The 26,680-nt window shown below is 43.9% G+C and carries 24 protein-coding genes; 12 read left to right on the forward strand and 12 right to left on the reverse strand.

Annotation, left to right across the window (positions count from 1 at the left end):
• The first annotated feature begins 211 nt into the window (after positions 1–211).
• Positions 212–1,393: a BaiN/RdsA family NAD(P)/FAD-dependent oxidoreductase gene (locus tag ACFOEE_RS17840; RefSeq protein WP_377127536.1), complete on the forward strand. Its 1,182-nt coding sequence runs from the start codon at positions 212–214 to the stop codon at positions 1,391–1,393.
• 195 nt (positions 1,394–1,588) lie between these two features.
• Here ACFOEE_RS17840 and ACFOEE_RS17845 read toward each other — a convergent pair whose 3' ends face one another.
• The 4 genes from ACFOEE_RS17845 to ACFOEE_RS17860 all read right to left on the reverse strand — a co-directional run bounded on the left by ACFOEE_RS17845 (position 1,589) and on the right by ACFOEE_RS17860 (position 4,011).
• On the reverse strand, positions 1,589–1,792 hold the full coding sequence (locus tag ACFOEE_RS17845; protein ID WP_377127539.1) for a hypothetical protein: 204 nt from the start codon (positions 1,790–1,792) through the stop codon (positions 1,589–1,591).
• A gap of 95 nt (positions 1,793–1,887) precedes the next feature.
• On the reverse strand, positions 1,888–2,976 hold the full coding sequence (locus tag ACFOEE_RS17850) for a hypothetical protein (RefSeq protein ID WP_377127542.1): 1,089 nt from the start codon (positions 2,974–2,976) through the stop codon (positions 1,888–1,890).
• 109 nt (positions 2,977–3,085) lie between these two features.
• Positions 3,086–3,616: a hypothetical protein gene (locus ACFOEE_RS17855; RefSeq protein WP_377127545.1), complete on the reverse strand. Its 531-nt coding sequence runs from the start codon at positions 3,614–3,616 to the stop codon at positions 3,086–3,088.
• Between the two features lie 116 nt (positions 3,617–3,732).
• Positions 3,733–4,011: a hypothetical protein gene (locus tag ACFOEE_RS17860; RefSeq protein WP_377127548.1), complete on the reverse strand. Its 279-nt coding sequence runs from the start codon at positions 4,009–4,011 to the stop codon at positions 3,733–3,735.
• Between the two features lie 701 nt (positions 4,012–4,712).
• Between ACFOEE_RS17860 and ACFOEE_RS17865 the strand changes: the two genes are divergently transcribed.
• The 6 genes from ACFOEE_RS17865 to ACFOEE_RS17890 all read left to right on the forward strand — a co-directional run bounded on the left by ACFOEE_RS17865 (position 4,713) and on the right by ACFOEE_RS17890 (position 13,170).
• A complete protein-coding gene (locus tag ACFOEE_RS17865; RefSeq protein ID WP_377127551.1) occupies positions 4,713–7,403 on the forward strand; it encodes a TonB-dependent receptor in 2,691 nt (896 codons plus the stop codon).
• A gap of 71 nt (positions 7,404–7,474) precedes the next feature.
• Positions 7,475–8,251, forward strand: a complete 777-nt coding sequence (locus ACFOEE_RS17870) for a family 16 glycosylhydrolase (RefSeq protein ID WP_377127554.1) — start codon at positions 7,475–7,477, stop codon at positions 8,249–8,251.
• A 37-nt stretch (positions 8,252–8,288) separates the two neighbouring features.
• Complete coding sequence (locus tag ACFOEE_RS17875) at positions 8,289–10,820, forward strand: glycoside hydrolase family 3 protein (protein ID WP_377127557.1); 2,532 nt, start codon at positions 8,289–8,291, stop codon at positions 10,818–10,820.
• A gap of 61 nt (positions 10,821–10,881) precedes the next feature.
• Positions 10,882–11,928: a sensor histidine kinase gene (locus ACFOEE_RS17880; protein WP_377127560.1), complete on the forward strand. Its 1,047-nt coding sequence runs from the start codon at positions 10,882–10,884 to the stop codon at positions 11,926–11,928.
• 5 nt (positions 11,929–11,933) lie between these two features.
• Positions 11,934–12,722 (forward strand): LytR/AlgR family response regulator transcription factor, encoded by a 789-nt coding sequence (locus ACFOEE_RS17885; protein WP_377127563.1) that lies wholly within the window; start codon positions 11,934–11,936, stop codon positions 12,720–12,722.
• Between the two features lie 139 nt (positions 12,723–12,861).
• A complete protein-coding gene (locus tag ACFOEE_RS17890; RefSeq protein WP_377127565.1) occupies positions 12,862–13,170 on the forward strand; it encodes a hypothetical protein in 309 nt (102 codons plus the stop codon).
• 95 nt (positions 13,171–13,265) lie between these two features.
• Here ACFOEE_RS17890 and ACFOEE_RS17895 read toward each other — a convergent pair whose 3' ends face one another.
• A complete protein-coding gene (locus ACFOEE_RS17895; protein WP_377127568.1) occupies positions 13,266–13,550 on the reverse strand; it encodes a VF530 family protein in 285 nt (94 codons plus the stop codon).
• A gap of 488 nt (positions 13,551–14,038) precedes the next feature.
• On the opposite strand from ACFOEE_RS17895, the gene ACFOEE_RS17900 reads away from it, so the two are divergent.
• Positions 14,039–14,473, forward strand: a complete 435-nt coding sequence (locus tag ACFOEE_RS17900; RefSeq protein ID WP_377127571.1) for a GNAT family N-acetyltransferase — start codon at positions 14,039–14,041, stop codon at positions 14,471–14,473.
• Between the two features lie 42 nt (positions 14,474–14,515).
• Here the strand turns inward: ACFOEE_RS17900 and ACFOEE_RS17905 are convergent, their stop codons facing one another.
• Positions 14,516–15,037, reverse strand: a complete 522-nt coding sequence (locus ACFOEE_RS17905) for an NADPH-dependent FMN reductase (protein ID WP_377127574.1) — start codon at positions 15,035–15,037, stop codon at positions 14,516–14,518.
• A gap of 184 nt (positions 15,038–15,221) precedes the next feature.
• Between ACFOEE_RS17905 and ACFOEE_RS17910 the strand changes: the two genes are divergently transcribed.
• The gene (locus ACFOEE_RS17910; protein ID WP_377127577.1) at positions 15,222–16,130 is read left to right on the forward strand and encodes a LysR family transcriptional regulator; all 909 of its coding nucleotides are present in this window, start codon (positions 15,222–15,224) and stop codon (positions 16,128–16,130) included.
• Positions 16,131–16,201: 71 nt separating this feature from the next.
• Positions 16,202–16,705 (forward strand): hypothetical protein, encoded by a 504-nt coding sequence (locus ACFOEE_RS17915; RefSeq protein ID WP_377127580.1) that lies wholly within the window; start codon positions 16,202–16,204, stop codon positions 16,703–16,705.
• Between the two features lie 81 nt (positions 16,706–16,786).
• Here ACFOEE_RS17915 and ACFOEE_RS17920 read toward each other — a convergent pair whose 3' ends face one another.
• The 6 genes from ACFOEE_RS17920 to argE form a co-directional block, all read right to left on the reverse strand.
• On the reverse strand, positions 16,787–19,024 hold the full coding sequence (locus tag ACFOEE_RS17920; RefSeq protein ID WP_377127583.1) for a S46 family peptidase: 2,238 nt from the start codon (positions 19,022–19,024) through the stop codon (positions 16,787–16,789).
• 133 nt (positions 19,025–19,157) lie between these two features.
• On the reverse strand, positions 19,158–20,612 hold the full coding sequence (locus ACFOEE_RS17925) for a TrkH family potassium uptake protein (RefSeq protein ID WP_377127586.1): 1,455 nt from the start codon (positions 20,610–20,612) through the stop codon (positions 19,158–19,160).
• Positions 20,612–21,319, reverse strand: coding sequence for a response regulator transcription factor (locus ACFOEE_RS17930; RefSeq protein WP_377127589.1), 708 nt, complete (start codon positions 21,317–21,319; stop codon positions 20,612–20,614). The genes ACFOEE_RS17925 and ACFOEE_RS17930 overlap by 1 nt, the downstream gene beginning before the upstream one ends.
• Positions 21,320–21,350: 31 nt before the next feature.
• Positions 21,351–22,394, reverse strand: a complete 1,044-nt coding sequence (locus ACFOEE_RS17935; RefSeq protein WP_377127592.1) for a sensor histidine kinase — start codon at positions 22,392–22,394, stop codon at positions 21,351–21,353.
• 320 nt (positions 22,395–22,714) lie between these two features.
• Complete coding sequence (locus tag ACFOEE_RS17940; protein ID WP_377127595.1) at positions 22,715–23,398, reverse strand: hypothetical protein; 684 nt, start codon at positions 23,396–23,398, stop codon at positions 22,715–22,717.
• A gap of 139 nt (positions 23,399–23,537) precedes the next feature.
• Entirely contained in the window at positions 23,538–24,683 is a 1,146-nt protein-coding gene (gene argE, locus ACFOEE_RS17945) for an acetylornithine deacetylase (protein WP_377127598.1), read from the reverse strand.
• Between the two features lie 206 nt (positions 24,684–24,889).
• Here argE and argC point away from each other — a divergent pair, with 206 nt between their 5' ends.
• Together argC and argB are read left to right on the forward strand one after the other, a co-directional pair.
• The gene (argC, locus tag ACFOEE_RS17950) at positions 24,890–25,897 is read left to right on the forward strand and encodes an N-acetyl-gamma-glutamyl-phosphate reductase (RefSeq protein WP_377127831.1); all 1,008 of its coding nucleotides are present in this window, start codon (positions 24,890–24,892) and stop codon (positions 25,895–25,897) included.
• A gap of 2 nt (positions 25,898–25,899) precedes the next feature.
• Positions 25,900–26,670 (forward strand): acetylglutamate kinase, encoded by a 771-nt coding sequence (argB, locus tag ACFOEE_RS17955; RefSeq protein WP_377127601.1) that lies wholly within the window; start codon positions 25,900–25,902, stop codon positions 26,668–26,670.
• Positions 26,671–26,680: the final 10 nt, after the last annotated feature.

Raw genomic sequence — 26,680 nt, forward strand, 5'->3', positions numbered from 1 at the left:
GTGGAAAAGTTGGAACGATTTTTTACTGATTTTCAATGCAAAAAAATGTTAAATTTTGGATATTAATTTCTTTTATTGGCGAAAGTTTCAACTTTGTAGCATTTTGTAATTGTGAACGAATGTAAATAAAATTGCCGGTACACGGCTTTTTCCCGCTCTGGTATACTGCACAACCTAAAATAGTCTTTGATTGCAAAGAGCGAGAGAGCGAGTGAATTACGACGTAGTGATCATTGGTGCCGGTGCTGCCGGCTTAATGTGTGCCGCACAAGCGGGTTATCGCGGCCGCCAAGTTGCGGTTATCGATATGGGTAAAAAGGCGGGTCGTAAAATTCTCATCAGTGGTGGTGGGCGTTGCAATTTTACCAATGAAAATGCTTCACCAAAAAACTACCTCTGTCGTAATCCGCACTTTGTTAAAAGCTGCTTAAGTCGCTACACCCAGCATGACTTTATCGAGCTGGTGGACCGTCATGGTTTGGCTTACCACCATAAAACCTTAGGGCAGTTATTCTGTGATAACAGCGCGCAAGACATTGTTGATATTCTCTTAACTGAGTGTGAGTGGGCTGGTGTTGCACTGCATTTACGCCACGAAGTATTAAATGTTGAGCGAAACGAGCAAGGTTATACCGTGACGACCAACCAAGGCCAATTGCATTGCCAATCACTGGTGATTGCTTCTGGCGGCTTAACTATGCCTAAACTGGGCGCCACGCCAATTGGCTATAAAATTGCTGAGCAATTTGGCCTGCAAGTGCACCCAACCACTGCCGCGCTAGTGCCGCTAACTTTACACGACCACGACAAGCAAAGATTTGAAGGCCTCTCAGGCGTGAGTATTGATAGCTTAGTGAGCAGTGAAGATGGAACGCAATTTCGTGAGAATATCCTCTTTACTCACCGAGGGTTATCAGGCCCCGCTATTTTACAGATCTCCAGTTTTTGGCAGGCAGGCCAAGCTGTGACCATTAACTTATTGCCAGATCAGGATGTGACGGAACTACTCACCGGTTGGCGTGAGCAAAGCCCACAAAAATCGCTAAAAACTGTGCTGGCAACGTTATTGCCAAAACGCTTTATTGAGATCCTGACTGAAGAAGGGGCATTGCCAGACAAACCGCTGAATCAACTTAACCACAGCGAAATAAAGGCAATAGCGCAGACACTCACGCAATGGCAAATTAAACCCAACGGCACCGAAGGGTATCGCACGGCAGAAGTGACTTTAGGCGGCGTGGACGTTGACGAGCTTTCCAGTAAAACCTTTGAAGCCAAAAAAACGCCCGGACTCTACTTTATTGGTGAAGTCACCGACGTAACAGGTTGGTTAGGCGGCTATAATTTTCAATATGCGTGGAGCAGCGGCTGGTGCTGCGGGCAGTATTGTTGATTGATGAGGCTAATTCTAAACGGACAGCGAAAAATCCAAAGCTACAACGGCCTATTTTTGATAGTGATTTCAGCTATGTGCCAAAAGCGGTTCTTCAACGCCCGATTAACGGGTAAAAAATTGTGGGCTAACATTGAGCGAAGCTAATAGCCCACAAGTTTTTTAGCCCTGTTGAATTGTTTGTGATGTGCATTTTTAAGGTACAAGCTTTTTATAAGCAATAAATAGCCCTGAAACTGCAACTAAAAACCCCAGCCACCACTGCCAATTTTTTAAATAAAATTCAACGATAATACGTGCAAATTTTGCAGTCCAATGTCGTTTATAACGAATGCCAGGAAAAACACTTTCAAGATAATACGCTTCGCCTTTCCACCACTTCCGAATTTTTTCTATCATTGAAACTCCATGGCAAACATTGTTTAACTACTCTACCTATACACTTAACGCTTTGCTAATTTGCGCCGTTTTTCGGCGTCAAATTGAGCAACTTGTTAGATGACCTCAGGGTATTTCCCATTTTCCCAATCAAAGTTTATCAACTGATCTTGCATAAACGTACCATTCGTTGCCCAATGGTTTCGCTCACTGTATAGGTAATCCATGACGTAGCTATTCCAGAAATCCTCTATTGTAACGACCTTGTCTATTAGGGCATTAACGGCGAGACGATTAATACGTGTACTTAGCGTTTGTGAAAGATGGTAATACCAGTCTATTTTTTTAGGATCTATATCTTCGGAATTTAAATCACTAGATCCATCATGAAATATCGCACACCGATATCTATACATACCTTCGATAGCCCTAACCCACCGCTTAGAATGACTGTTTTTATACTTATCAAAAAATTTCTTCTTCTCAGGATCTGCCAAAATGCTCTTTGAATCTGCGCCTCTTGGCGCTCCAATTACAAGTGAATAGCGCCTAACCATTGCGTCTTCTTGGCATTCACCTTTGGGCATCATTGACTCTAAACTAACCCAATTGAAAGCAAATCTATGTGTAATGTGTGAGGAGTTTTGTGATTCTCTCTCCCATTCCATGCATTTATATAGCGCCTTCCCCAACTCAGGTAGCTGACCTCTCAGAGACGAGGCTAAAAACCAATCCCAGAAATTATATTCAATGTGCTTTACAATTGCAGGACCAGTTAAATTAAACCCACTTATGATCGGGCTAATCTTTCCTTTTACACAGGTAACGCCTATAGCCTTACCTGATCTTCTTTCCCATTTTATAAATCTGGCGCGAGATGGAAAATACATTTGGTTAAAACAAGCTAGCGCCATATCTGCAACTTTTAAAGCATCACCAACTATCTCATCCGAAATATCAGTAAGGGGTACTAAAATTAGTTTTGGATCATTTAGCGTTAACTTCTCAGAAGCTTCAAGCCCAAAATCCTCAAATGATTCTTTCAATGCTAAAGAAAAGTCATCTCTTTTTGCATTTTTAAAGTGCCGCTCACTTAGGATGTACATATCGGGGCCAGCACCCAATGGGATTACTGGAGCACTAATCAACCCTGTAATAGCTATCGCCATCCAGTGATCATATTTGCTTAAATCTAAAACTTCCATCGCGCCCCCTTGTCATCAAACGCCCGCCTAACAGGCGTAAAAAGCTTGGCTATAATTAGCGACGAAGGAGCGCAAGCCAAGCTTTTTACGTCCTTTGTTGAGGCGTTTGTTAGGCATTCTCAGCCTTGAGCTTTTCTATTTCCCTTAAAATAACCTCTTCTGTTAAACCATGCTGTTGCCAGATTTGTAAGTAGACACCTTCAATAAATTGGTCCCATTTATTGAATAGCTTTATCATTTCAGTTAATTCTTTAATCATTGTCATACGTCCTGACTCAGTATGAAATTGACCAATAGAATCAAAAAAATAGTCATGAGCTAACCAATTTCTTTTATCTAAGGCTTGTTTCAATTCCTCTAACACCTCGTCAGAGGTACTAAGATCTTTTTTTACCATCCCTAACAAGCGACCAAATGTTTTTTTATTTACGTCCTCAAAAAGAGCATCCCAGTCTTCTTGAGTCACTATATTTTTATCAGTGAGAGAGTATGTAAAAGCTAAATTTACCAAAGCTTTTTCTAAACATTGTGCCGTATATGAAGCCAAACCAAAAAAAGCGTAAACTTCTTTTTCATCGAGTGATTCTGGTTCTGGAACTTCTTTTGGTTTAATTTTGATATAAGTGTTGTCGCGAACCATCGTGAGTGCCTAACGCCCTGTTATTGGGTGGATTACGCTTGGCTAAAATTAGCGAAGAATGAGCGCCAGCCAAGCAGTAAGGCGTCCATTTTAAACAGCTTGTTAGGTTACGAATCTCAATCTACGCTGTGATACTGTGCTGCTTGTTCGTAACAGTTAACACATACAACTGACATTTGATTAAATTCTCTGAATTTTTCTGTCATGCCGTCCTCTTCCTCAAAAACAGCCTCACATTGATAACACCATGCTTGAAGATCATTTGGAACGCTTGAATTTTCAATGAAACCGACAGGCTCTCCCTCAGGTTTGACAAGATGACCACATAGTACGGCAGCCACTCGCTTTCCATGCTTACCGCAATCAATATACATCGGTTCTATATCTGTACTCATTAGTAACCTAACAGCGTTTTACTGAGCATTTCGTGTAAGTCCGGATATCCACAACCCTTGATTTGGATGCTCTAGCAAAATTATTTTCATATAAACAACACGTTACCAGCATCTAAGCATAGGTACAAGCAATTCTATCCACTTCAAAACCGAGCCTAGATTTAAACGAGACCTTAAGTCTCGTTAAGTCATCTTTAAAAGCGCTTTAAATTTATTCACTTACAAGAAATCTTCATTTAATCGAGCCTGTGGATAACCGGACTTAGCGAGACTTGGGTCAACCAAAATGCTGAATTGCATTTACACCTGGATATTTACACAGGCTTAAAGTTTGGATCGACTTGATCTGCTATTCGCTCATAGATGCCATAAGATAATTAGCTGATCCTAAGAATCTTGCAAACTTGCTGGTCTTAGTTGCAACGGTGCATCACACGCTATTTGCAAGCTTTGATTTTTAACTCTGCGGAGTCGGTTTTCTGCTCTATTTGGGGGATTCCCTATTCACTTCTACAGGTTCGCGGCCCTTACCTAACGAAACGCTCAAATCTCTTGGCCTAGCTCAAGTTCACTTAATTTTCGCTTCATATTATTTCAAACTCGCTTTGCCGAATTTGACTAGTAATGAGCAAACCACATGCTGATACTTTTTAATTAAAAGTAAATTATTTAACACATGAACACAAATTTAAGGGTTGAATATGTACACAATAAATAAAAAGGCTTTAGCAGTTGCTGTCGCGCTCGCTTGCTCTTTGCAAGCTCATGCGCAAAATAATGAACAGCAAAAGACTAAAGAGGAAGTATCTGAAGAGCAGCAGCATGGCTTAGAAATTATTTCGGTAACAGCAACTAAGCGTAAAACTAAGCTCATGGAAACGCCCGTTGCGATAACTGCGCTGACTGAGTCTGAGTTGAAAAAAAATGGCGTCAATAACATTAAAGATATTGCCAACCTTGTACCAAGTTTAGATATTTCAACAGCAACAGATCAATCTGCGCCCGTGATTTCTATGCGAGGTGTGCGCTCGACAAATTTAACAGAACTTGGCGACCCTGCCGTAGGTGTGCATTTGGATGGTATTTATTCGCCGCGAATGCAAGGCGCACTTGCGCTGATGTATGACATTGACCGTGTTGAAGCGCTGCGTGGGCCACAAGGGACTTTATTTGGTCGAAACTCTACAGTGGGTAGTATCAATGTTATATCAGCTAAACCTGAACTTGAAAATCTCTATGGCAAGGTAAGCGTTGAAGCGGGTAAGTACAATAGCAAAAACATTGATGGTGTTGTAAACATACCTATTAGTGAGGATTTTGCTGTTCGCTTTTCTGCAAAGGGGTTAAAACGCGACTCGTATTTGGAGGGCTACTATGACCCGAATCAATATGATACTCGCAGGCTCTCTGACGAAATACTAAATGCTCCCGTCATATCTGAGGACTCATACCAAGGTGTGGGACAAACAGTAACGCAAAGAGAAAATTGGTGGATTGATGGAGCAGGAACGGACCCTGAAGCGCAAAAAGTGCGTGCGCTTACGCCCGCAAAGAAAAGTGACTTTTATAACAACGCGGACGAATACTCATTTCGTATCAGTGCGCTTTGGGAACCATTGGATGGGAATTTTTCAAACCACACGGTTTTCCAAAAGTACGTAAACAATAGCAACAATAATCTTGATTTGGTGAACTGCGACAAGTTGAGAGCAAGACCAGATGATATGGGAGGTGATTGCTCTAGCTTCTTGCCGAGCGACAACACCTATCAAGCAGTCGTGAATGTGCCCGGCCAATTAGATTTAGATATCACTTATCTACGCAATACACTTAATTACAACTTCGATGATGAATACAGTGTTGTCTGGTTGCTGGGCTATGAAAATATGGAAAGGTCATCCGCTCAAGACAGCGAAGTTGGCCTTGACCCTTGGGATGGGGCTACTTATTTCTTAGATGGGACTGGAGCTAAATCTTTCTCCACAGAGTTACAGTTACAATCGGATGAACAGGGCGATTTTATTTGGATTGTGGGTGCTAACTACTTCCATGAAAAAACGACTACCGTCGGCTATTACGATAATCCTATGGATGATAAGGCGTTCTGGGCTCAGCCTGACCGCTCTACAGATGCTTTTGCAATTTTTGGTCAAGGTACTTACAAACTCACTGATAAGTTACATCTAACGCTAGGCTATCGTTTTAGTGATGAAACAAAGCAAGATAAAGGGGGTCGAACGTATCGCTGTTCAAATGCTGATGGCTGTGCCGTTGGTTGGCTAAACCGAACAGAGTTGAACAATCTACCCGTTGATTACTATGAAGATCCTAGTATTTATGCCTCGTTCTTTGAAAATGATAACAAGGGAAGTTGGCAGCATCACGATTTTAGAGTTGGCTTAGACTATGACCTCTCTTCAGAAACTATGCTTTACACTTATTTGGCGAGTGGCTTTAAAGCCGGTGGAATTGGTGATGTTTTTGAAGTCGTCAATGATAGAACAGGCGAAGTAACTCGGTTTGAAACTAAATTTGATCCTGAAGAAGTGTTGACCTTGGAGTTGGGTGCTAAGTCGAGCTTTTTTGCCAATACCCTTAACTTAAAAGCTGCATTTTTCTATACAGATTATACCGATATGCAATATGCGTCAGTTGGCTCAATCGGTAATGTTGAGCGTTTGTCTGTGGTTGAAGACGACAATGGTTCACCTATTCTAGGTGAGGATGGCAAGCCTATTCTTGATTTTCGCAATCAACCTGTTATTGCCTATTACACACAGAATGTTCCCGCTTCAACGATTAAAGGTATTGAGCTTGAGTTTGACTGGAAACCTTATCCAAATGGTCGCGTTACAGGTTATGTAACTTGGACAGACGCAACAATTACAGAAGATTGGAACACCAAGTGGGATTACGACGCTGAGTATCTTTTCAATATCTCTTATGAAGAATCAAAAAATCCAGAAAACACATTGCTAGCAACAAACCTCAAAGGAAATAACTTAGCAATGACGCCTAAATATACGGCGAATATTAGTTACACACATACATTCGATTTAGGTGAGTATGGCTTTATCCATAGCTGGCTGAATGCAAGCTGGAAGGATAAATCTTACTCAACTATATGGAATCTAGATAAACATTTAGATGATATGAATTTTGTTGTATCAGATGAAGCAACAAAGTATATCGACGATACTCGTGATGCATTTGCTGTATTCAATGCTTCCTTTAAGTACGAGCCTCAAAGTCAAAACTGGTATGCAGAAGTATTTGTAAATAATGCGACTGATGAAGTTATTCAATATTGGAACAATACCAGTAAAGGTGTGCCTAAAGGTAGTTTTGGTATGCCGAGGTATTATGGTATTCGAGCTGGCTTTTCATTTTAACCTTTCTTATCCACTATGTGCTCCCATCGCGGTTGTAAATATGGGAGCCTACCAATTTATGGAGCGTGAACATGAAAAAAGCCATGCTAAGTTCATTGATATTGAGTGCTATTTTATTATCACCTGATTCGAGTGCAAATTACTTCAAAGATAATTTTTCTTGGGGTTATGATAATAATATTTGGACTGCTCGAGATGGCAATAACGGCACACCTTTTGGCTGTTCTTTCAAACCCAACATGCTTAATCCAAGTGAGCATGGCTTAACACTGTCGTCATCCCAAGGGGCATGCGCCGAGCTACAAAGTAATCGCTACTACGGCTATGGTAAAGTTCAAGGTAGCTTAAAGTCGGGTGATGTTGCAGGGACTGTGTCTTCGATATTCACCTATACATCCTGGTGGGATAGTCCTGGACGAGCATGGCAAGAAATTGACATAGAGCTACTGCCTTCGCTTGGTAATGTTGTCCATACCAACGTTATCTACCAACCCCAAGGAGGAAGTTATCAGAGTTGGGAGCAAGATATAGATTTAAGCCAATATGGACTCGATTATCGAGAAAATCTACTCACCATTGGTTTTGATTGGTCAAATAGTGCAATTCGTTGGTATTTATATGATGCGAATGGTCAAGAGCGGACGATTAGAATGGTTTATAAAGACAATGGCGATGGCGTGCTAGCCTACAATGAAATACCTGCGTACGCTTGGCCAGTTGATAAAACTAAAATCATGATAAATCACTGGTATGGTGATAACTCACAACAAGCAAATTATTTTCCCGGTCAATATTATGGTGCCTCATCTTGGGTTTATTATGACTTTATCGAATACATACCATATTAAATGTCTTTTTCTAGTTTCTGTTCTTAATAGGTTTTAAATGTCTAGATTTAAATTTTTCCAGTTAGCATTTTGCCCCTTTATTCTGGCTGGGCTCGTTTATAGTCAATGTTCGTTTGCCGCAGAAGAGGGCAGTGTAAAGTGGCCTTTTGTTAATACCAAACTGAAACGAGACCAAGCCATAGAGAAGCAAATTGATGCGCTGCTTGCGACGATGACAATTGAGCAAAAAGTGGCTCAAATGATCCAGCCTGAGATAGGGTACTTGAGCGTTGAGCAAATGCGAAAATATGGTTTTGGTTCATATTTAAACGGCGGTAATACCGCTCCTTATGGCAATAAACGTGCCTCTATGGAAACTTGGCTAAAGTATGCCGATGAAATGTATGAAGCTTCCGTTGATGCATCACTCGATGGTGCTGCGATACCGACTATTTGGGGAACCGATGCAATGCATGGCCATAGTAATGTCTATGGGGCAACGCTATTTCCACATAATATTGGCCTTGGCGCGGCAAGAGACACAAACCTGATAAAACGCATAGGTCAAGCAACAGCAAAAGAAGTGGCAGCAACGGGGATTGAATGGAGCTTTGCACCCACTGTGGCTGTGGTGAGGGACGACCGTTGGGGCAGGACTTATGAAAGTTATTCAGAAAACCCAGAGCTAGTTAAGGCATATGCAGGGGAAATGGTTAAGGGTATTCAAGGGGAAGTTGAACGCGACTTTTTGAAAGCGCCTAGCCGAATTGCAACTGCCAAACATTTCGTTGGAGATGGCGGCACACAGCGCGGTATTGACCGCGGCAACACCCTAGTTGACGAGCAAGGATTAAAAGACATCCATAGTCAGGGCTACTTTTCAGCAATTAATGAAGGTGTTCAGTCTGTCATGGCTTCTTTTAATAGTTGGAACGGACAGCGAGTTCATGGTGACAAGTATTTATTGACGGATGTACTTAAAAATCAAATGGGTTTCGATGGTTTTGTAGTGAGTGACTGGAATGCGCATAAATTTGTTGAAGGATGTGACCTTGAGCAATGTGCTGCGGCGATTAATGCCGGTGTTGATGTCATTATGGTTCCCGAACACTTTGAAGCTTTTTACCACAATACGGTTGAACAAGTTAAAAATGGTACCATTGCTATGGCCCGAATTGACGATGCGGTGAGGCGCTTCCTGAGGGCTAAGATTCGATGGGGGGTAATGACTAAAGGTAAACCTTCAAGTCGCCCAGAATCACAATATCCACAATGGTTAGGCGCGATTGAACATCGTAAACTCGCTCGAGAAGCGGTGCGCAAGTCTTTGGTGTTACTAAAGAATAATAATCAGCTATTGCCAATCAAGGCTAACAGTCAGATCCTCGTTGCTGGTAACGGAGCTAATAGCATTGCAAAACAAGCCGGTGGTTGGAGTGTTTCTTGGCAAGGAACTGATAACACCAATGAAGATTTTCCCAATGCAACTTCTATATTTGTCGGTTTAAAGTCGCAAGTAGAAAAAGCAGGAGGGAAAATTGAGCTCAATGAGTCTGGAAATTATGCTGTAAAGCCTGATGTTGCGATTGTGGTAATAGGTGAAGAACCCTATGCTGAATGGTTTGGCGATATTGAGTTCTTGGAGTATCAATATAAAACCAAAGCCGATTTAGCCTTACTTCAGAGGCTAAAAGCGGATGGTATTGAGGTTGTTACTGTTTTCTTAAGTGGCAGACCACTTTGGGTAAATAAAGAGCTAAATGCCTCTGACGCTTTTGTTGCTGCTTGGTTACCCGGTTCAGAAGGTGAGGGCGTTGCAGATCTATTATTGACTGATGAAAATGGCGATACTCAGTTTGATTTCACCGGTAAATTAAGCTTTTCGTGGCCCAAATATGACGCTCAATATAATTTAAACCTTGGAGATAAACATTACGACCCGTTGTTTGCCTATGGTTATGGGTTAACTTATAAAGATAAGGTTAATCTACCCGTATTGAGCGAAGCAACAACGCCAAAAAAGGCAATGAATACGGATTCTACACCTCTGTTTGTCAGGAGTCTGTCTGAAAATCTTGTCTGGATCCTGCAAGATGCAGATACCGCGCCGATGTTAAATAACGGCGCATCTGCAACCAGTGGTGACGGCGTGAGTTTGTTAATGCAATCGGTAAACCTTTCTTATCAAGAGGATGCAAGACAGTTTATTTGGCGAACGAAGGAAAAAAGCGCAACACTTAGCCTAGGCTACCAAAAGCATGAAGTACTTAGTAGCGCACATAAATCTGGTTACTTAGAACTTAAAATGCGAGTGAACATGGCCCCGAATAAAGCAACTGAACTGCGGGTTATGTGTAATAAAGATAATTGCTTACGCAACATAAAGTTCGAATCGTTTGAGACCTTGATGAGCGATAAGACATGGCATACCTTAGCTATCCCGTTGCATTGCCAAGATACATCAGCCGGATCAGTAGAGGTGGCAGAGGTGTTGAAAGTTGAGGCTAAGTCTGCCAGTTTGGCTGTTGCAGATATGACGCTTACGACCAAACCTAGTTCGAATGCCTTGGTGTTAGCGTGCAATAATTAAGGCCTTGCAAAGCAGGTGAGCTTTATCAAAGTGCATCTGCTTTATTTTGTGGATTAATAATTTGAAGAGTGATAATCCTCGTAGTCAGTTGTTTTGGCTATTTCAAATCTGTGGTTGGGTGGTGTATGCCATACTAACCGAGTTGATGATTAAAGTGCCAAGTGATGAGCCTTGGGCTATCCATATCCCACACTTGATTATTGATACTAGTTGTGGATTTTTAATTACGCTTTCCCTTCGTAAAGTGTTCACCTATTTGAGCTTTGTTGAGCTGAAACTTAAGGTTGCACTTCATATCTTAATCGTCATTTTCGCGACTTTAATTTGGACCCAAATAAAGTGGATCACCCTGCAGTGGTTTTATGGGAATTTTTGGCTGTCAATGACTTGGTTTGATTTTGGTACGTGGACGTCAGCCTCATTAACAATGCTCTCTACTTGGACCGCCTTTTATTATGGAATTAAAATTTATTTAGATAATTTAGAGCAAACTCAAAAAGTGGCTGAAGCAACTCATCTTGCGAAAGAGTCGCAATTAAAGATGTTGCGCTATCAACTGAACCCTCATTTTATGTTTAACAGCATCAATGCGATTTGTACCCTGATTTTAAAAAAAGAAAGCTTAGAAGCGGTTAAGATGCTTGAAAAGCTGTGTGATTTACTGCGGCACAGTTTATATACCGACCCATTGGAAAAAGTATCTGTCAAAGAGGAAATAGGAATTCTGAGCACCTACTTAGATATCGAAAAGTGCCGATTTGCAGATAAACTTGTTGTTGATATATCCGTTGAGAATGGATGCGACGAGTTGCTTATTCCATCAATGCTAATTCAGCCGCTGGTAGAAAACGCCTTAAAACATGGTATGCGCTCAGGCAAGGTGATGCAGGTTGCGGTAGCCGTTGAGAAAAGTAAAAGTGCTCTGAAAATAACGGTGTCTGATAGTGGCAAAGGCTTTGACAATAGCAACACGCACAAAAGAGGAATAGGTTTAGCTAATTGTGAGCAACGTTTAAAGTTGATGTATGGGAAATCGCACCGAATTGAGAAGGGTAACCTGAACGAAGGTGGCGCTTGGGTATGTATAACTTTGCCGATAAGTGGTTAAGGTAAATGATTAAGCTAAAAACAATACTGGTAGATGATGAATACAGTGCGGTGGAAGGTTTAAGTATCCGACTCGAGCAATTTCCCGAAATCGAGATTATAGGAAGTGCGTCTGGTGTTGACGATGCAATTGAGCTTCTTAATCAGAACGAAATAGATCTAATTTTTTTAGATATTGAAATGCCAACTCAGTCTGGTTTTGAATTGATAAAACATCTGCAACCGGAGAATTGTCCAGCTGTTATATTTGTGACTGCGTTTCACCAGTATGCAGTGCAAGCTTTTGAAGTGAGAGCGATAGATTATTTACTCAAGCCGGTAAAGCTTGCAAGACTCGCTGAAGCTGTTGAAAGGGTGCTAAGTAGGGCGAAGTTGACGCAAAAAAGTGAGCTTATCGCGCTTCAACAAGAGATTAGCGACCAAGATGCGCTGCACAAGCATACTGTCAATCAATCAGATTATAAATTTGACAGTGAGAACTTAGTGATCCGGGATGCTAAAAGACCAATTCAAATAATCTCTTTTAACGATATTTTATGGATTGATGCGGCGGGCGATTATATGTGTGTCCACACAGCCACTGATACTCATGTTATGCGGGCAAGACTAAAAGAACTTGAAAGCAGTACGCTGCCAGAGACGTTTTTGCGGATCCACAAATCCACCATTGTTAATTTGGCTTATGTAAGGCAGCTTGAGCCTCTGCGTAATTCTGAATATATGGCGACATTGAGTACGGGAAAAACATTAAAAGTGAGCCGTACTTACAGCAAACCCTTAAAAAATCTTATTTAAACTTATCTAAAAAGGTGCTGATGTACTCTCTTCAGTGCCTATGTCAGCAAAAGTATGCGTATAATTACGCTGTTTATTGTGGTGAAGCATCCCTGCGCTAAGTGCTACTTGGCATGAATGAGATCCTTGAGGTTCAAATATGAAAAAACTTTCTGCGGTGCAGAAAAAGCAGCAAGCACTGGTCATGGCGGTGGCTGAGGCAATAGAGGCAGAAGCAAAACTGGCATTTCCGGGCATGCTGCAATGCTGGTTTAGTATGGAGTATCATTTATTCCCAGGTTCGTTACTGATGCGTTTACAGTTTAGTGACGCGCAGTCGCTTGCGAACGCAGAGCCTGAATTAGCCAAATGGCGCAAACGCCTAAGTGGTATGATGCTAAAAAAAGGTGTGATCTTAAAAGATATGCGGCAGCATTTGGTTTTTACCCTGAGCGGCCCTGAAGATTAATCCATTTTGAAAACGTACAGACGTAAATTGCTGTATTGCTTATCAGCGGGCGCCTAGTTTAGGCACCGCACCTCTCTATTTATGCCAAGCTTAAGCTATTGCTGACCAAAGCGGTTTTTCGCATTTGCCCAAGGCGATTCAGCCTTGCTGGTAGGCGCTGGTTTGGTGTTAAACGTGGCTAAATACAACGCCTCAACTTTTTCGCGTGCCCAAGGGGTTTTGCGCAAAAACTTCAATGATGACTTGATGCTCGGATCTTTATAAAAACAGTTGAGATTAATCTGTTGATAAAGCCCTTGCCAGCCCAAGCGCGTCTGCAATTGGGTGAGGATTTTTTCCAGCGTGAGGCCGTGAAGGGGGTTGTTAGGTTGTTGTTCCATGCTTATTTACCGACTGTACGACAGGCTGACTCTGGCAAAAATAGCTTTGATTGCGCAGATTGTTTCAATAACCAGAGTTTACCACAGTTTGATGGTGGCGTATTGCGGCTTATTTTGACCAAACAAAATTTCTTGCGGTAATTTAAATCATTTCTGTGTTATTTGCGTCTTAGACAATAAATAACCGCAGCACGGTTAACTAATAACAAACAGGATGTCTTTATGTCGCTACGTGCCACCTTCCCACCCATTGCAACTTAGTTCCGTTATGGCCTCTTGGTGCTTTTGGCATTTAGGACCATAGCCAGTGGTGCCTGACATTATGATATACAACAATCCGCTGCAGCCGCGCGCTTTGGTGAACACGTTAGTCAGTAATGCAGCCAAGCTATTATAACTTTGCCGCTCATGAGAAGAGCGCTTTGGTCGTTGACAGTGCGCAGAAAGTGATGACAATCGTGGCATATCACAAATGGGTGGCATAATAGATGAGCAAGCCGTTAGCAGATTTACACTTTGAGTTACTGGAAAGCGAGCATAGCGAGGTGGCAAGCGCGCTTAGTCAGCAGTTGGTGGCGTTTAATCGCGCCCATTGGGATGTGAAAACCCGTGAGCCACTCGGTGCCACTTATAAAAATGCGCAAGGGCAGCTAATAGCTGGAGTGTCTGGTTATACATTTGGCAATTGGCTGCATATTGAGCGTTTATGGGTAGCGGATAGTTTGCGCGGGCAAGGTTTGGGCGCCAAGTTGCTGGCCAGCATTGAAGCAGCTGCTTTGCAGCGAGGATGCCAATACGCCTTGTTGGATACCTTAGAGTTTCAAGCCAAAGATTTTTACTTACGTGCGGGCTACGAAGTGCAGTGGGTGCAGCAGCATTATCCAAAAACGGGCAGTAAGTATTTTATGAGCAAAACCTTGTAACGAACCATAAGGCCGTGCAATACGGCCTTATGGTGAAGTGATTTATAGCTTCGCAACAATAGCTTGCAGTTTTTCAATCAGCTCAGCGTTACGTAGTTCACCTTTTTCTACATCAAAATTATCGTAGAAACTAGGTACTGACAGTGAGCCTTTAACATCTGCGGCAAAGAATGGTGCAGAGCCAACCGCAGAACCTAACACGCTTTGTGCTCCACCTGGACCTGGTGAAGTTGCCATTAGTACCATGGCTTTGTTTTGAAATACTTTTTGATTGATACGCGAAGCCCAATCAAAAATGTTTTTGTATGCTGCGGTGTAAGAGCCGTTGTGCTCAGCAAACGACACAAATACGGCATCAGCTTCGCCAATTTTACTAAAAAACTGCTGCGCCGCTGCTGGAATACCTGACTCAGCTTCGCGGTCTGAACTATAAATTGGCATTTCATAATCGTTTAAATCTAACACTTCAACTGTTGCATTCGGTACTAAGGTTGCAGCATAGCTAACAAGTTGTTTGTTGATTGATTGACGGCTGCTAGTGGCGGCAAAGGCTAAAACTTTCATATTGTGCTCCTGATGATGTCTACTTGGGGCGCTAAGCTATTTAAACCTTACCTACTTGAAGCCTACCGGCAACGCCAAGTAGTTTAAGGATATTTGCAGCTTTTATCGCCCGACTTGTTGGTAATAATCATATATTAGGTTTTAATAGAAATTAATAACGTAAAAGTGGATTAACTATTTCCATATGGCTATTAATCAATTGTTTGATGGGATTCCCATTTTTGTTCAGGTAGTCAAAAGCAATGGCTTTGGTGCGGCCGCAGAGGCGCTGGGACATTCTAGCTCACATGTCAGTAAAGAAGTCGGCAAGTTAGAAGAGCGGCTTGGTGTGCGGTTATTAAATCGCACCACGCGCTCCATTGCGCTGACGCCTGAAGGGGAGGCGTTTTATCGTCATTGTACGCAGTTGGTCAGTGACGCTGAAACCGCGGTGAATTTAGTCACTCAAAATGACTCGCTGCCAAAAGGGGAGTTGAAGATAAGTTGCCCTATCGGCCTTGCGCAAAGCCATTTACAGCCTGCATTGGCAGAATATTTGGCGCTTTACCCAAATGTCACCTTAGATCTGGATTTAAGCGACAAGCACATTGACTTAGTTGCCGATGGTTATGATTTGGCGGTGCGGGCAACGCCAGCGCTGGGCGGATCTAGCCTGATCTGCAAGCAACTGTTTTCCTCGCCGGCTTATGTCGTCGCATCAAAAAGTTACATTGAGCGCTATGGTCAGCCGTATCATCCCCGTGAGCTGAGCAAGCACCACTGTATTTGCTACAGCAACTTAAAACAGCCAGATCGTTGGGAATTTACCGATAAACAAGGTGAGTCGTTCACAGTTCAGGTGAGGCAAAGAGTTAAGTGTAATAATGGCCAAATGGAAATGGCAATGGTACGTGCAGGGCTTGGCATTACCCGCTTACCGGCGTTTTATATGGATGAAGCCTTTGCTAACGATGAGTTAGTGGTGTTGTTTGAGGATTTCCCTGCGGTGCCTGTCCATGTCTATGTACTTTATCCAAGTCGCAAGCACTTATCCCCTAAGGTACGGCGTTTTATCGATTTACTCAGCACCCACATGGAAGCGCGCGGTTTGTAATGGGCTGTATTGGCAGCGCTTGAAATTTTTAGCTAAGCTCTGGAATAATCGCATAAAAACAGGGAATGAAGATGGACCCTATCGTTAAAAAACTGACCGATTTTTTGGCTACCATTGCAATACCATTTGAGCTGCGCAGTATTGAGTGCGCTACGTTTTTGCCCGGCTTATGTCTTGAACACGGTAAGCTGTTAATAGACTTGGATAAACTGAAGTACCCTGGCGATATTCTCCATGAAGCGGGGCATATTGCTGTCTGTGAGCCAAAAGAGCGTCATTTACTACATGGTGATGTGTTTAAGTTTGGCACTCAGCATGGCCGTAAGCCCGGCAATATGCACGGCGAAGAAATGGCAGCAACCGCTTGGGCGGTAGCTGCGATTCAATATTTGCAATTGCCGCTGGAATTAGTCTTTCATGAGGCGGGCTATCGCGGTGCCAGCAACAACTTAATTGAGGCGTTTGCTCGTGGTGATGGTTTTGGTTTTCCGCTCTTAAATGCGTGGTTAATGACCGACGAGGAGCGCGGTTATCCGCATATGCAGCGTTGGGTGCGGGAAGTGTCTTGGGCGTAGCCCATAAAATTTAAGCAAAAATAAAGCGCGAGGTGTCTCGCGCTTTATTGCTAGAGCGGACGTTAAGCCCAGCTCAAGATCTTACTCTGCATCACGTACTATGGTCATTTCTGCCAATAAGTTTTGCGCACCGTGGACATGTTCCATAAGCCACAACATGTAACGAATATCAACGTGGATAGCGCGGGTGATCTCAGGGTTAAAATACCAATCTTTCGTGATTGATTCATAAGTTGAATCAAAGTTCAGGCCGACTAATTCACCTTTACCATTCATGACGGCTGAGCCAGAGTTACCACCTGTGGTATCGGCACTTGATAGGAAGTTTACCGGAACTGAGTTAAAGGCTTTTGGTGCTGTGGTTTCACAACCAAACAGCTTACAGCCCCATGATGGCTTAGCTGTGTGCTCTAACGTGTCGTAGAAGTAACCATAGGTTTTACCCGCTTGATAAGCCGCAATTAAATCTTCTGGCGCATTAAACGGGAATGGCCCTTTTTTCGCGATTAAGCCTTTAACTGAGGTAAATGGTGTTTTGTAAACGCCATCTACGGCTGGATAACCATCAACGCTGCCGTAAGTAATACGTAAGGTGCTGTTGGCATCTGGATAAACCGGCTTACCTTGCGCTTTGTTATAGGCGATGATGGCTTGCATATAAGCTGGACGGACTATAGACATTTCACCATCGAGTTGCTTTTCTTGCTCTTCAAGCGCCATATTGGTCTCAAACAGCGCAACCGCCAGTTGGATAAACGGATCTTGGCTTTGTTGGAACTCGGCTGGTGTTTTACCTAGCCAAGCCAATCTACCATCATTGCTTGCTAAACTCGTGCTCGTATAAAGCGGCGTGAGCGCGCTGATTAACGCTTCTTGAGTTTGCCCTGGGCTTAAGTTAAGTGCCTTATCCAACGCTGCGACGCGGGTTTCTGCAGGTTGTGCTAAATATTCGGCTAACTGCTCTGCCCATAATGTGACGTCCATCGTTGGGTGGAAACTGCGTTCCATCCGCTTCAGGCGCGCTTCAATCATTTTTAAATCACGCGCTTGATAGCCAATTTTACGCTCGGCATCCGGTTTTTGTGATTCCACTGCAAGGCGGTAGAGCGTGGTTGCCGCCGCTAACAAATCGCTTTGTTTGGCATTTTGGAAGTAGTAGTTTTGCTTCAAGAATGCGTGCTCTTTAATTAACTGAGCCGCTAGTCCGTCAACTGCACTTTGATATTGCTGATTTGCTGTATCGCTCGCTATCCAAGCCAGTAATGCTTGCTGCTGCGACACTTTAATAGCGTGAATATCTGTCACTTTAAAGCCATCTAACAAACCTTGTAGCTTCTTCATACGGTTATTTAAGCTTTTCACCCGTGACGCATATTTCACTTTGAGGTCACCATCGGTCGCACTCAAACGGTCAATGGTATTGATCATTTGCGTGTAGGTATTGACCATAGCTGGGTATTGCCAACTTGCTGCAAACTCAATTTCCGATGCTAAACGGTAGCGACTGGTGCGGCCTGGATAACCTGCCAGCAAAATACCGTCGCCTTGTTTTACGCCACTGGCATTCACTTTTAAGAAGCTTTTTGGCGTATAAGGGACGTTATCAGTTGAATATGGTGCAGGTTTGCCGTCTTTACCCACGTAACCACGCACGAACGAGTAGTCGCCCGTGTGGCGCGGGTATTCAAAATTGTCGATGTCGCCACCATAGTTGCCAATGGCTTCAGATGGCGCATACACCAAGCGCACATCTTGGATCATCAATTGTTTAATCAGGAAGTATTCCATACCGTGATGGAAGCTCACCACTGAGCAGCGATAATTGGCATCGCTTTCACAGTCTTTGATCAGTTGCTTGCGATTGTTTTCAATGGCATCAAAACGGGCCGCACCACTGAGTGCAGCATCAAGTTCACCAGAAACTTGCTTGGTGACATCGGTCACTGCTTCTGTAATATAAAGTCGTTCTTGTGGCCCAGCTGGTAACTCTTGTTCCAAAGTTTTAGCTAAAAAGCCTTTCTCTATCAGGTTATTATCTTTGCTGGAGTTATTTTGGATCATGCCATAAGCACAGTGATGGTTGGTGACCACTAAGCCTTTAGGTGAAACAAAGGACGCCGAGCAATAGCCAAGGCTGACGATCGCATTCATCGGATATTGGTTTAAGTCAGCCAGCTGACTACCAGAAATTTCAATGCCTTTGGCAGTAAGTTGAGATTGCAATTGAGCCAGTTGGTGTGGTTGCCATTGGCCTTCATCAGCCTGTGCAGTAGATGCCAATGCCGCCGCAAGAGAAAGCGCTAAAGCTTTGTATTTCATGAGTTACCTTTATTGTTTTTAGCTGCCACCAGCCGGCGGCATAAAGAGACGAAAAAGATTATCCATGGTTAGTTTGTTTTGGCAACTGAATGCGGCCAATCGAGGCGTTGTTGAGTAAACTTAGGTAGTTTGTTTAACCACGCCAAAATGGCCTTGAGAACAGCACAAAGACAGTGAAATATTCTAGCCGACCGAGCAACATAGCGGCGGATAAAATCCAAGTGCCTAAATCTGAGACTGGCGCAAAATTAGCACCCACTTGACCAAAACCTGGGCCAAGTACATTCACGCAGGCCGCTACGGCAGAAAATGCCGACCAAAAATCCAGCCCCGTCGCCATCAATAATAGGGTCAGAATCAGACTAGAGGCGGCGGCAAACGACATAAAAGCCATCACGGCATAGCGCACATCTTCGGTGACCGCGCGGCCTTGATATTTAATGGTAAGAATCGCGCGCGGATGCACCAGTTGCTTAAGATTTTTGTTGATGACTTTAGCCGTGATGATGTTGCGAATGATTTTGTTACCACCGGCCGTGGAGCCTGCACATCCGCCGAGATAGCCGGTGAAGATCAGCAAAAAACCAGCCGCAGTAGGCCAATCGGTGAAACTGGCAGCGCCAAATCCTGTGCTAGTAATAAATGAAATAACATGAAAGGTGGCGAAACTTAAGGACTCTAGAGTGTGCTCATACACTGACGTTTTTAATAAAAAATACCCAAGTAAAAGAGAGATAAATAGCACGATACTAAGAAAAACTCGTGTTTCTTCATCTTGGTAATAGCCTTTGGGGCTGCGCTGTTGCGCGACCCGAAAATGCAGACCAAAATTAATCGCACCCAGCAGCATAAACACATTACTTATCCACAGTAAGGTATGGCTTTGATAATGCCACATACTGGCATCATGAGTTGAAAAGCCACCAGTTGAAACCGTGGTAAAGGCATGGGCGATAGCATCAAATGCCGTCATGCCACCTAGGTAATAGGCTAAAGCGCAGGCTAAAGTGATGAATATATACACGCCCCATAGATAGTGCGCGGTATTGGCAACGCGGGGGGAGAGTTTTTCATCTTTCATTGGCCCTGGCGTTTCGGCTTTGAGCAACTTCATGCCACCGATATTGAGCATAGGCAAAATTGCTACGACAAAAATGACTATGCCTAAGCCCCCCATCCACTGCAGAAATTGGCGATATAGCAAAAAGGTTTTCGGCATGGTGTCGAGTCCAGATAGTACCGTTGCACCTGTGGTGGTGAGGGCACTGATGGACTCAAATACCGCATCGGTAAAGCTCACTTTGGTGACCAACATAATAGGAAAGCCGCCGAGGATGCCTGCCACTAGCCAAGTCAGGGTGGCATAAATCAAAGCATCACGAAAATTGGCTTTAGATAAGTCGATGGCGCGAAACTTATAAAATAACAGCCCACCACCGAGCAGCATAGTTAGGGCTGGGATCAAAAACGCGCCAATCACAGCGTCGATAAACACCATCATCGACAGTAGTGCAAACACTAACTGTACGACCCCCATCCAAATGATGGGCATGGCCAGCAAACGGAAGGTGAGGAGGGGATGGAGCATTAGTGCGCTAAAGTATCGGTCAGCGGTTTACAAATAAAGCGATAGCCTATACCCGGCTCAGTTTTAATGAAGCGCGGCGCATCGGCATCATCGTCGAGTTTTTTTCGCAGTTGGGTGACTAACACGCGTAAATAATGGGAGTCTTCACTGTGGATAGGCCCCCAGATCTCAGTTAATAGCTGCGTTTGCGTTAGGAGTTGATTGGGTGCTTGGGCTAAGCGGCTGAGCAGGGCATATTCTTTTTTGGTCAGAGAAAACACTTGCTCACCAATAATCACTTGCTGACTGTGGGTATCAAGGCTAATGCCATCAAACTCTAAAATCGCGGGCGTGGGTTGATAGGGAATATCACGCAGCAATACCCTAATTCGTGCGGTGAGCTCCTTCACGCCAAAGGGTTTACTTAAGTAATCGTTTGCGCCGCCTTCGAGCAGTTTGATTTTTTGTGCCTCTTCGTCACGCGCCGTTAAAATCAGCACTGGCACATTACTCGAATGTCGGATGGTGCGTAATACCTGATAGCCATCCATATCTGGCAGACCTAAATCCAACACAATCAGATTGGGTTTTTCTGCTTGAAAACGTTGTAGGCCTTGTTTGCCGTTTTCGGCTTCACAGTAAGTGAATCCTTCAGCGATTAAAGAAATACGCACAAAACTGCGGATCTTAGGTTCGTCATCGATAAAGAGGATCTTTTTATTTTGCATCTTGTGCTCCGTTTCTGGCGTGTTTGCTCAATTATTTCTCTTTAGTGCGTTCTAATGCGGGTAACATGATTTGCATAGTGCAACCCAGTTCGCTATTGAGAATGTTAATGGTGCCGGCGTGTGCTTCGATGATCCCTTTGGCCACATTCAAACCTATACCTGAACCCCCTTCGCCAGCATCGCCATGTCGGGTAGTATAAAATAGCTCAAACACTTTGTGCTGCCGTTCTTTGCTAATCCCAGGGCCCAAATCTATGATGTTAATCATAGTATTTTTGTTGTCACTGAATGCTTCAATGGTCACTTTACTGTCTTTGGGGGAGTACTTTAACGCATTGTCGACTAAGTTATAGATAGCTTGTTCTAGCAAGGATTCTTGTATTGTCACCGCACGTAACGGGCCTTTTTTACATAAAGCAATGCGCTTGGTTGCAAATCGCTCGGCAACTTTTTGTAACGTCGGCCAAATCGATTGCACACTGGGCGTGAGGTGAATTTGTTGTTGGTTTAACTTCGTTGCTTGCAGTAAGTTTTCCACATAGTGGTGTAATCGGTGAGCTTCATCTAAGGCGTCATCGATAAGCTCAGCTTGTTCACCTGCGGCAATTTTGTCTTTGTATTCTTTAAACGTCGACAGCGAACCAATAATGGTGGCAAGCGGAGTGCGTAAGTCATGCGACACCGACAACAAAATATTGGAACGCAGTTCTGCTTGTTTCAACGCTTCGCTCTGCTGCCGATAGTGGTCAGCAAACGCACTGGTGGTGAGTGCTATCACGAGGAAGATCAAAGTGTTGATTATGTCTTCAAGATCCGTCATATGCAGTGAATAGAGCGGTTCGGTAGCAAAGTAGTTAAACACCAGTGCGCAACTGATACTCGCGACTACAGATGCAACCCGATTTGCCATAAACGCCACTATCACCACCGCCATTTGCAGTAGCAGTAACATGGTGGTTTTGGGTAAGAACCAGGCTTCCAATGCAATTGCGATAATAGAAAACACCGCAACTATGGCGGCGGAAGTCGCATGGTTTGGCTCTTTTTGCTGCAGATTAAAGAGAGTGCTAAACATGGTGAGTGATGGTTATCTCAGTCTGTTTGAATGATAAAGATAATACCGATAACCACACCATAGTGCCGTTAAATTTTCGCTAAAAGCCTGACTGGGCCTTGAGTAGAGATGTAAGTGATATAAAAACTTCCAGCTAACTAACGCCTGTTTGTGGGCTTTGAATACTAACCATCAACATTGGCCCCCAATCCTAGTTGAACCCTTCGGTAGCGCAAAAAAAACGGCAACACGTCCTAGCTCGCGCAGTGCTTAACGATTTGGTCTATTGCTTTGTCGCTACTCAATTTTGTGTTGGCAACATAAATTGATATTGAGGTGCACTAACTACTGGCATGGCGGTTTAAAAAACGTTGCCAGTGTGCTTTGGGATTAATATTGCGTAGTGGCTCTAACACCGCTTTTAATTCTAATGCCGTCGGTTGTATAGCTTGGGCTTCTTCTTTGAGGCCCATTAAATAAAAATACGCGGCTTTATTATTGGCTTGTACGGCATGAATGCGCAATTGCTGTTCAAAGTTTAGGCGCAAACTACTTACCGCAGTTTTCATCCCTTGCTGGTCTACATTGGGCAGGCCACATTTTTGTAAATAGCCTAAACGCTCACCTTCACCACTAAACCAGATACGGACTTTTTCGCTATACCTATTACTTTTTGCGGGTAAATCAAACATCAGCCGTGAATGATGATGCTCGGCAAGGTATTCGAGATATTGTTCTAAACCTGCTTGCCATAGAGCGCTGTGAATGGGGATAAAACGCGGTTGAATTTTTTCATTGGTGGTAAATTCAAAACCTTCAACGCCGTCTTTGGTGACGAGGTCATCCACACTGAGATGGCCGATTTCATCGCTATAGGCACCAAAATAGTAGGCAAATAAAGGCAACCAAAAATGCCAGTGTTTAGGTTGCTCATGTTTTTGCTTCTCGTCGCCATAAATGTAACCGTGGAACAAAGTATGTAGCTCCATCGGGGAAAACGCTCGGCGACCTAAATGAGAATTCATGTAAATGAGAACCTAGCACACTGAAAATTCGGTAATTAGTGTAGCGAGTTTCGGCATCGCAAGAAAGCAAATCACCACAAAAGGGCAAAACTAAGTGGGACACTGGCGTCGAGTCAGACCCCACTTGATCAAGTTGAGGTTAGAAACAACTCGCTTTGATAATTTGCGTGATGATCTCTTGAGACGGTTTGATCTTTTCCATCGCAAGATATTCATCGGGTTGGTGGGCTTGATTAATTGAGCCAGGCCCCATGACTATGGTTTCACAGCCCAACTGCTGAATAAACGGCGCTTCTGTACAGTAGTTGACTGCGATTGCGGCTTCGCCAGAGATTTTTTCAGCCAGTTGTACTAAGGCACTGTCGGTTGAGCCAGTAAAGGCCGGAATAGGCTCGTGAAGGTCAATGACTTCGACCGCATTAGGGTATTGTTCATTAATTGGTGCCACGGCATCCAGTAGCAACATTTGCAGCTCTTTAATACTTAACCCCGGTAATGGGCGCATATCAATATGGAGTTCACAGCAGCCGCAGATACGGTTGGCATTGTCGCCACCATGGATATGACCAAGGTTTAGGGTCGGGTACGGAATGGCAAAATGTGCAATTGAATATTTATTCTTTAAACTATCACGTAACTGTAACAGATTTGCCACCACTTGATGCATCACCTCAATGGCGTTTAAACCACGGCCAGGATCTGAACTGTGACCAGAGCGCCCAATAACACGAATTGCCGTCGACATATGACCTTTGTGGGTGAACACCGGCACCATATCGGTAGGTTCACCAATAATACAACGGGCAGGTTTTAAATCAGCATGTTTAGCAATTTCCATGGCGCCCGCCATGGTGGTTTCTTCATCGGCAGTGGCGAGGATAAGGAGCGGTTGTTTTTGCTCTAACCCGTCTAGCGTTTTAATGGCTTCCAAAACAAACGCAAAAAAACCTTTCATATCGATACTGCCAAGGCCAAATAATTTGTTGTCATGTTCAGTCAGTTTGAATGGATCACGACTCCAACGACTATCGTCGAATGGCACCGTGTCGGTGTGGCCCGCTAACATTAAGCCTCCCGCACCTTCGCCACGTTTGGCCAGCAAGTTAAATTTACCCGGCGCGCTAACCAGTTCGGTGATTTCAACCTGAAATCCTAAGGCTTCACACCAACTGGCTAATAATTCAATTACAGGGCGGTTGCTTAGGTTTAATGCCGGGTCCATTGCACTTACCGATGGGCTGGCGATAAGTTGTTGGTACATAGATAAAAAGTTTGGTGTCGACATAAAAATCTCAAAATATTTGGGGTGGCATATTGCATCACACTGTAAATCTGTTTAGCATGAATATCAATTCACTTTTTCAGCATAAATAGTCCTTTTCTCGGTGGTGGTAACGCCATTTCTGACCACTTCGAGGAAGATCCTGAATTTAGTGCTAATTTTTAGTGGTAAATGTAGCAAGTTCAAAACGTGAGTAAAGTACAAAGATGATGAATGTGGCGATTATCGGTGCCAGCGGTTATAGCGGTGCTGAGTTAGCAAGTTTAGTAGCAAAACACCCGCACTTGACCATAGTGGGCTTGTTTGTGTCAGAAGGCAGTCAAGATCAGGGCAAATTATTAAGTTCGCTCTATCCTGAGCATGCTTCGTTACTCGATTTGCCATTGCAACCACTTAGTGACGCCGCCTATAAGCACATCGCCGCAAATGCGGATTATGTGTGTTTATGTACGGATCATCATGTCAGTGTTGAGCTCGCGCCTAAGTTTCTCGATATGGGCAAGAAGGTGTTTGACTTGTCTGGTGGCTATCGTTTGCATGCAGCAAGTGACTACGACACTTATTACGGCTTCTCTCACCCTTATCCAGATTGGCTTGATAAAGCCCAGTATGGTTTAGCAGAGTGGTATAGCGACGATATCAGCCAAGCGGAATTAATCGCGGTGGCTGGCTGTTACCCAACCGCGGCACTAAATGCCTTAAAACCGTTGCAAAATGCAGGGCTGCTCAGTGACCAGCCCGTTATTATTAATGCAGTTTCTGGCGTGACTGGTGCAGGTCGTAAAGCGGCTATCAATACTCATTTTTGTGAGGTGTCGTTAGCTCCTTATGGGTTGTTTAATCACCGTCATACCCCAGAGATCAGCCAGTATTTAGGGCATCCCGTGCTTTTTACCCCGCACTTAGGTAATTTTGCGCGTGGCATTTTAGAAACCATTTATGTCACCTTAAAGCCGGGTGTAACCCCTGAACAAGTCGATGCCGCCTACCAAGTGCTGGCAAATGCGCCACTTATCCGCCTTAAAGGCAAAGTGATGCCATCGATTAAAGGCGTGGTTAATCAGCCTTACGTTGATATCGGTTGGCAACAGCAAGGCAATCAGCTGATTGTCGTGGCGGCCATTGATAATTTGTTAAAAGGTGCAGCTGGTCAGGCGTTACAGTGTATGAATTTAGTGAGCCACTGGCCGGGCGAGCTGGGCTTGAAAGGGGTATAAGCATGAGTACAAAACCAGTTTGGGTAATTAAATTAGGTGGTGCGGTGCTTAACAGCGAAGAGGCGCCAAAAGCGTTATTCGCGGTGATGAAAGCACAAACACAATTTGATTTTGTGGTCGTCCACGGCGGCGGTGCTTTGGTTGACAGTTGGCTGCAAGATGCGGGCTTTGCTACCGCTAAACACCAAGGTTTACGTATCAGCCCGCGAGAGCAAATGCCTTATATCGTTGGCGCGTTGGCGGGTTGTGCCAATAAGCAATTGATGTCTTCTGCCATTACAGCGGGTTTTAAACCCGTTGGTGCCAGCCTCTATGAAGCCGGGGTGATGGTTAAACAAAAACTCAAAGTGCTTGGCCAAGTGGGCGAATGCGAAGGCGCAGAGCCGGGTTTAATCCCAACCTATTTAGCTGCAGGTTATTTACCTGTGGTGAGTTCTATTGGCTTAGGTGACGATGGCGCGTTGTATAACGTGAATGCGGATGAAGCAGCCGCCGCGATTGCCAGCGCACTCCAAGCCGAAATTATTTTTATGACCGACGTTGAAGCGGTATTGGATGCCAATAAGCAGCCACTACATGAACTCAATGCCGAGCAAATTGCCAAATTGATCGCAGATGGTGTAATTGTGGGAGGGATGGAAGTCAAAGTGAAGACCAGTCTTCATGCTGCCCAACAATTACGACGTGGAGTGTACATTTCCAGCTGGCAAAAGCCAGACAATCTCACGGCATTACTGGCAGGTGAGCACGTTGGTACCAAAGTTACTCCATAAGCTCAGCCAT

It is taken from the genome of Pseudoalteromonas fenneropenaei (assembly GCF_042643375.1).
GTDB classification, from domain to species: domain Bacteria; phylum Pseudomonadota; class Gammaproteobacteria; order Enterobacterales; family Alteromonadaceae; genus Pseudoalteromonas; species Pseudoalteromonas fenneropenaei.

Coding starts and splice junctions, on each gene's coding strand:
- ACFOEE_RS17875 (WP_377127557.1), top strand. CDS start 8,289: ATGTCTAGATTTAAATTTTTCCAGTTAGCATTTTGCCCCTTTATTCTG.
- ACFOEE_RS17850 (WP_377127542.1), bottom strand. CDS start 2,976: ATGGAAGTTTTAGATTTAAGCAAATATGATCACTGGATGGCGATAGCT.
- ACFOEE_RS17855 (WP_377127545.1), bottom strand. CDS start 3,616: ATGGTTCGCGACAACACTTATATCAAAATTAAACCAAAAGAAGTTCCA.
- ACFOEE_RS17935 (WP_377127592.1), bottom strand. CDS start 22,394: ATGTTTAGCACTCTCTTTAATCTGCAGCAAAAAGAGCCAAACCATGCG.
- ACFOEE_RS17870 (WP_377127554.1), top strand. CDS start 7,475: ATGAAAAAAGCCATGCTAAGTTCATTGATATTGAGTGCTATTTTATTA.
- ACFOEE_RS17920 (WP_377127583.1), bottom strand. CDS start 19,024: ATGAAATACAAAGCTTTAGCGCTTTCTCTTGCGGCGGCATTGGCATCT.
- ACFOEE_RS17905 (WP_377127574.1), bottom strand. CDS start 15,037: ATGAAAGTTTTAGCCTTTGCCGCCACTAGCAGCCGTCAATCAATCAAC.
- ACFOEE_RS17895 (WP_377127568.1), bottom strand. CDS start 13,550: ATGGAACAACAACCTAACAACCCCCTTCACGGCCTCACGCTGGAAAAA.
- ACFOEE_RS17845 (WP_377127539.1), bottom strand. CDS start 1,792: ATGATAGAAAAAATTCGGAAGTGGTGGAAAGGCGAAGCGTATTATCTT.
- ACFOEE_RS17930 (WP_377127589.1), bottom strand. CDS start 21,319: ATGCAAAATAAAAAGATCCTCTTTATCGATGACGAACCTAAGATCCGC.
- argB (WP_377127601.1), top strand. CDS start 25,900: ATGAGTACAAAACCAGTTTGGGTAATTAAATTAGGTGGTGCGGTGCTT.
- ACFOEE_RS17900 (WP_377127571.1), top strand. CDS start 14,039: ATGAGCAAGCCGTTAGCAGATTTACACTTTGAGTTACTGGAAAGCGAG.
- ACFOEE_RS17890 (WP_377127565.1), top strand. CDS start 12,862: ATGAAAAAACTTTCTGCGGTGCAGAAAAAGCAGCAAGCACTGGTCATG.
- ACFOEE_RS17915 (WP_377127580.1), top strand. CDS start 16,202: ATGGACCCTATCGTTAAAAAACTGACCGATTTTTTGGCTACCATTGCA.
- argC (WP_377127831.1), top strand. CDS start 24,890: ATGAATGTGGCGATTATCGGTGCCAGCGGTTATAGCGGTGCTGAGTTA.
- ACFOEE_RS17910 (WP_377127577.1), top strand. CDS start 15,222: ATGGCTATTAATCAATTGTTTGATGGGATTCCCATTTTTGTTCAGGTA.
- argE (WP_377127598.1), bottom strand. CDS start 24,683: ATGTCGACACCAAACTTTTTATCTATGTACCAACAACTTATCGCCAGC.
- ACFOEE_RS17925 (WP_377127586.1), bottom strand. CDS start 20,612: ATGCTCCATCCCCTCCTCACCTTCCGTTTGCTGGCCATGCCCATCATT.
- ACFOEE_RS17860 (WP_377127548.1), bottom strand. CDS start 4,011: ATGAGTACAGATATAGAACCGATGTATATTGATTGCGGTAAGCATGGA.
- ACFOEE_RS17940 (WP_377127595.1), bottom strand. CDS start 23,398: ATGAATTCTCATTTAGGTCGCCGAGCGTTTTCCCCGATGGAGCTACAT.
- ACFOEE_RS17885 (WP_377127563.1), top strand. CDS start 11,934: ATGATTAAGCTAAAAACAATACTGGTAGATGATGAATACAGTGCGGTG.
- ACFOEE_RS17865 (WP_377127551.1), top strand. CDS start 4,713: ATGTACACAATAAATAAAAAGGCTTTAGCAGTTGCTGTCGCGCTCGCT.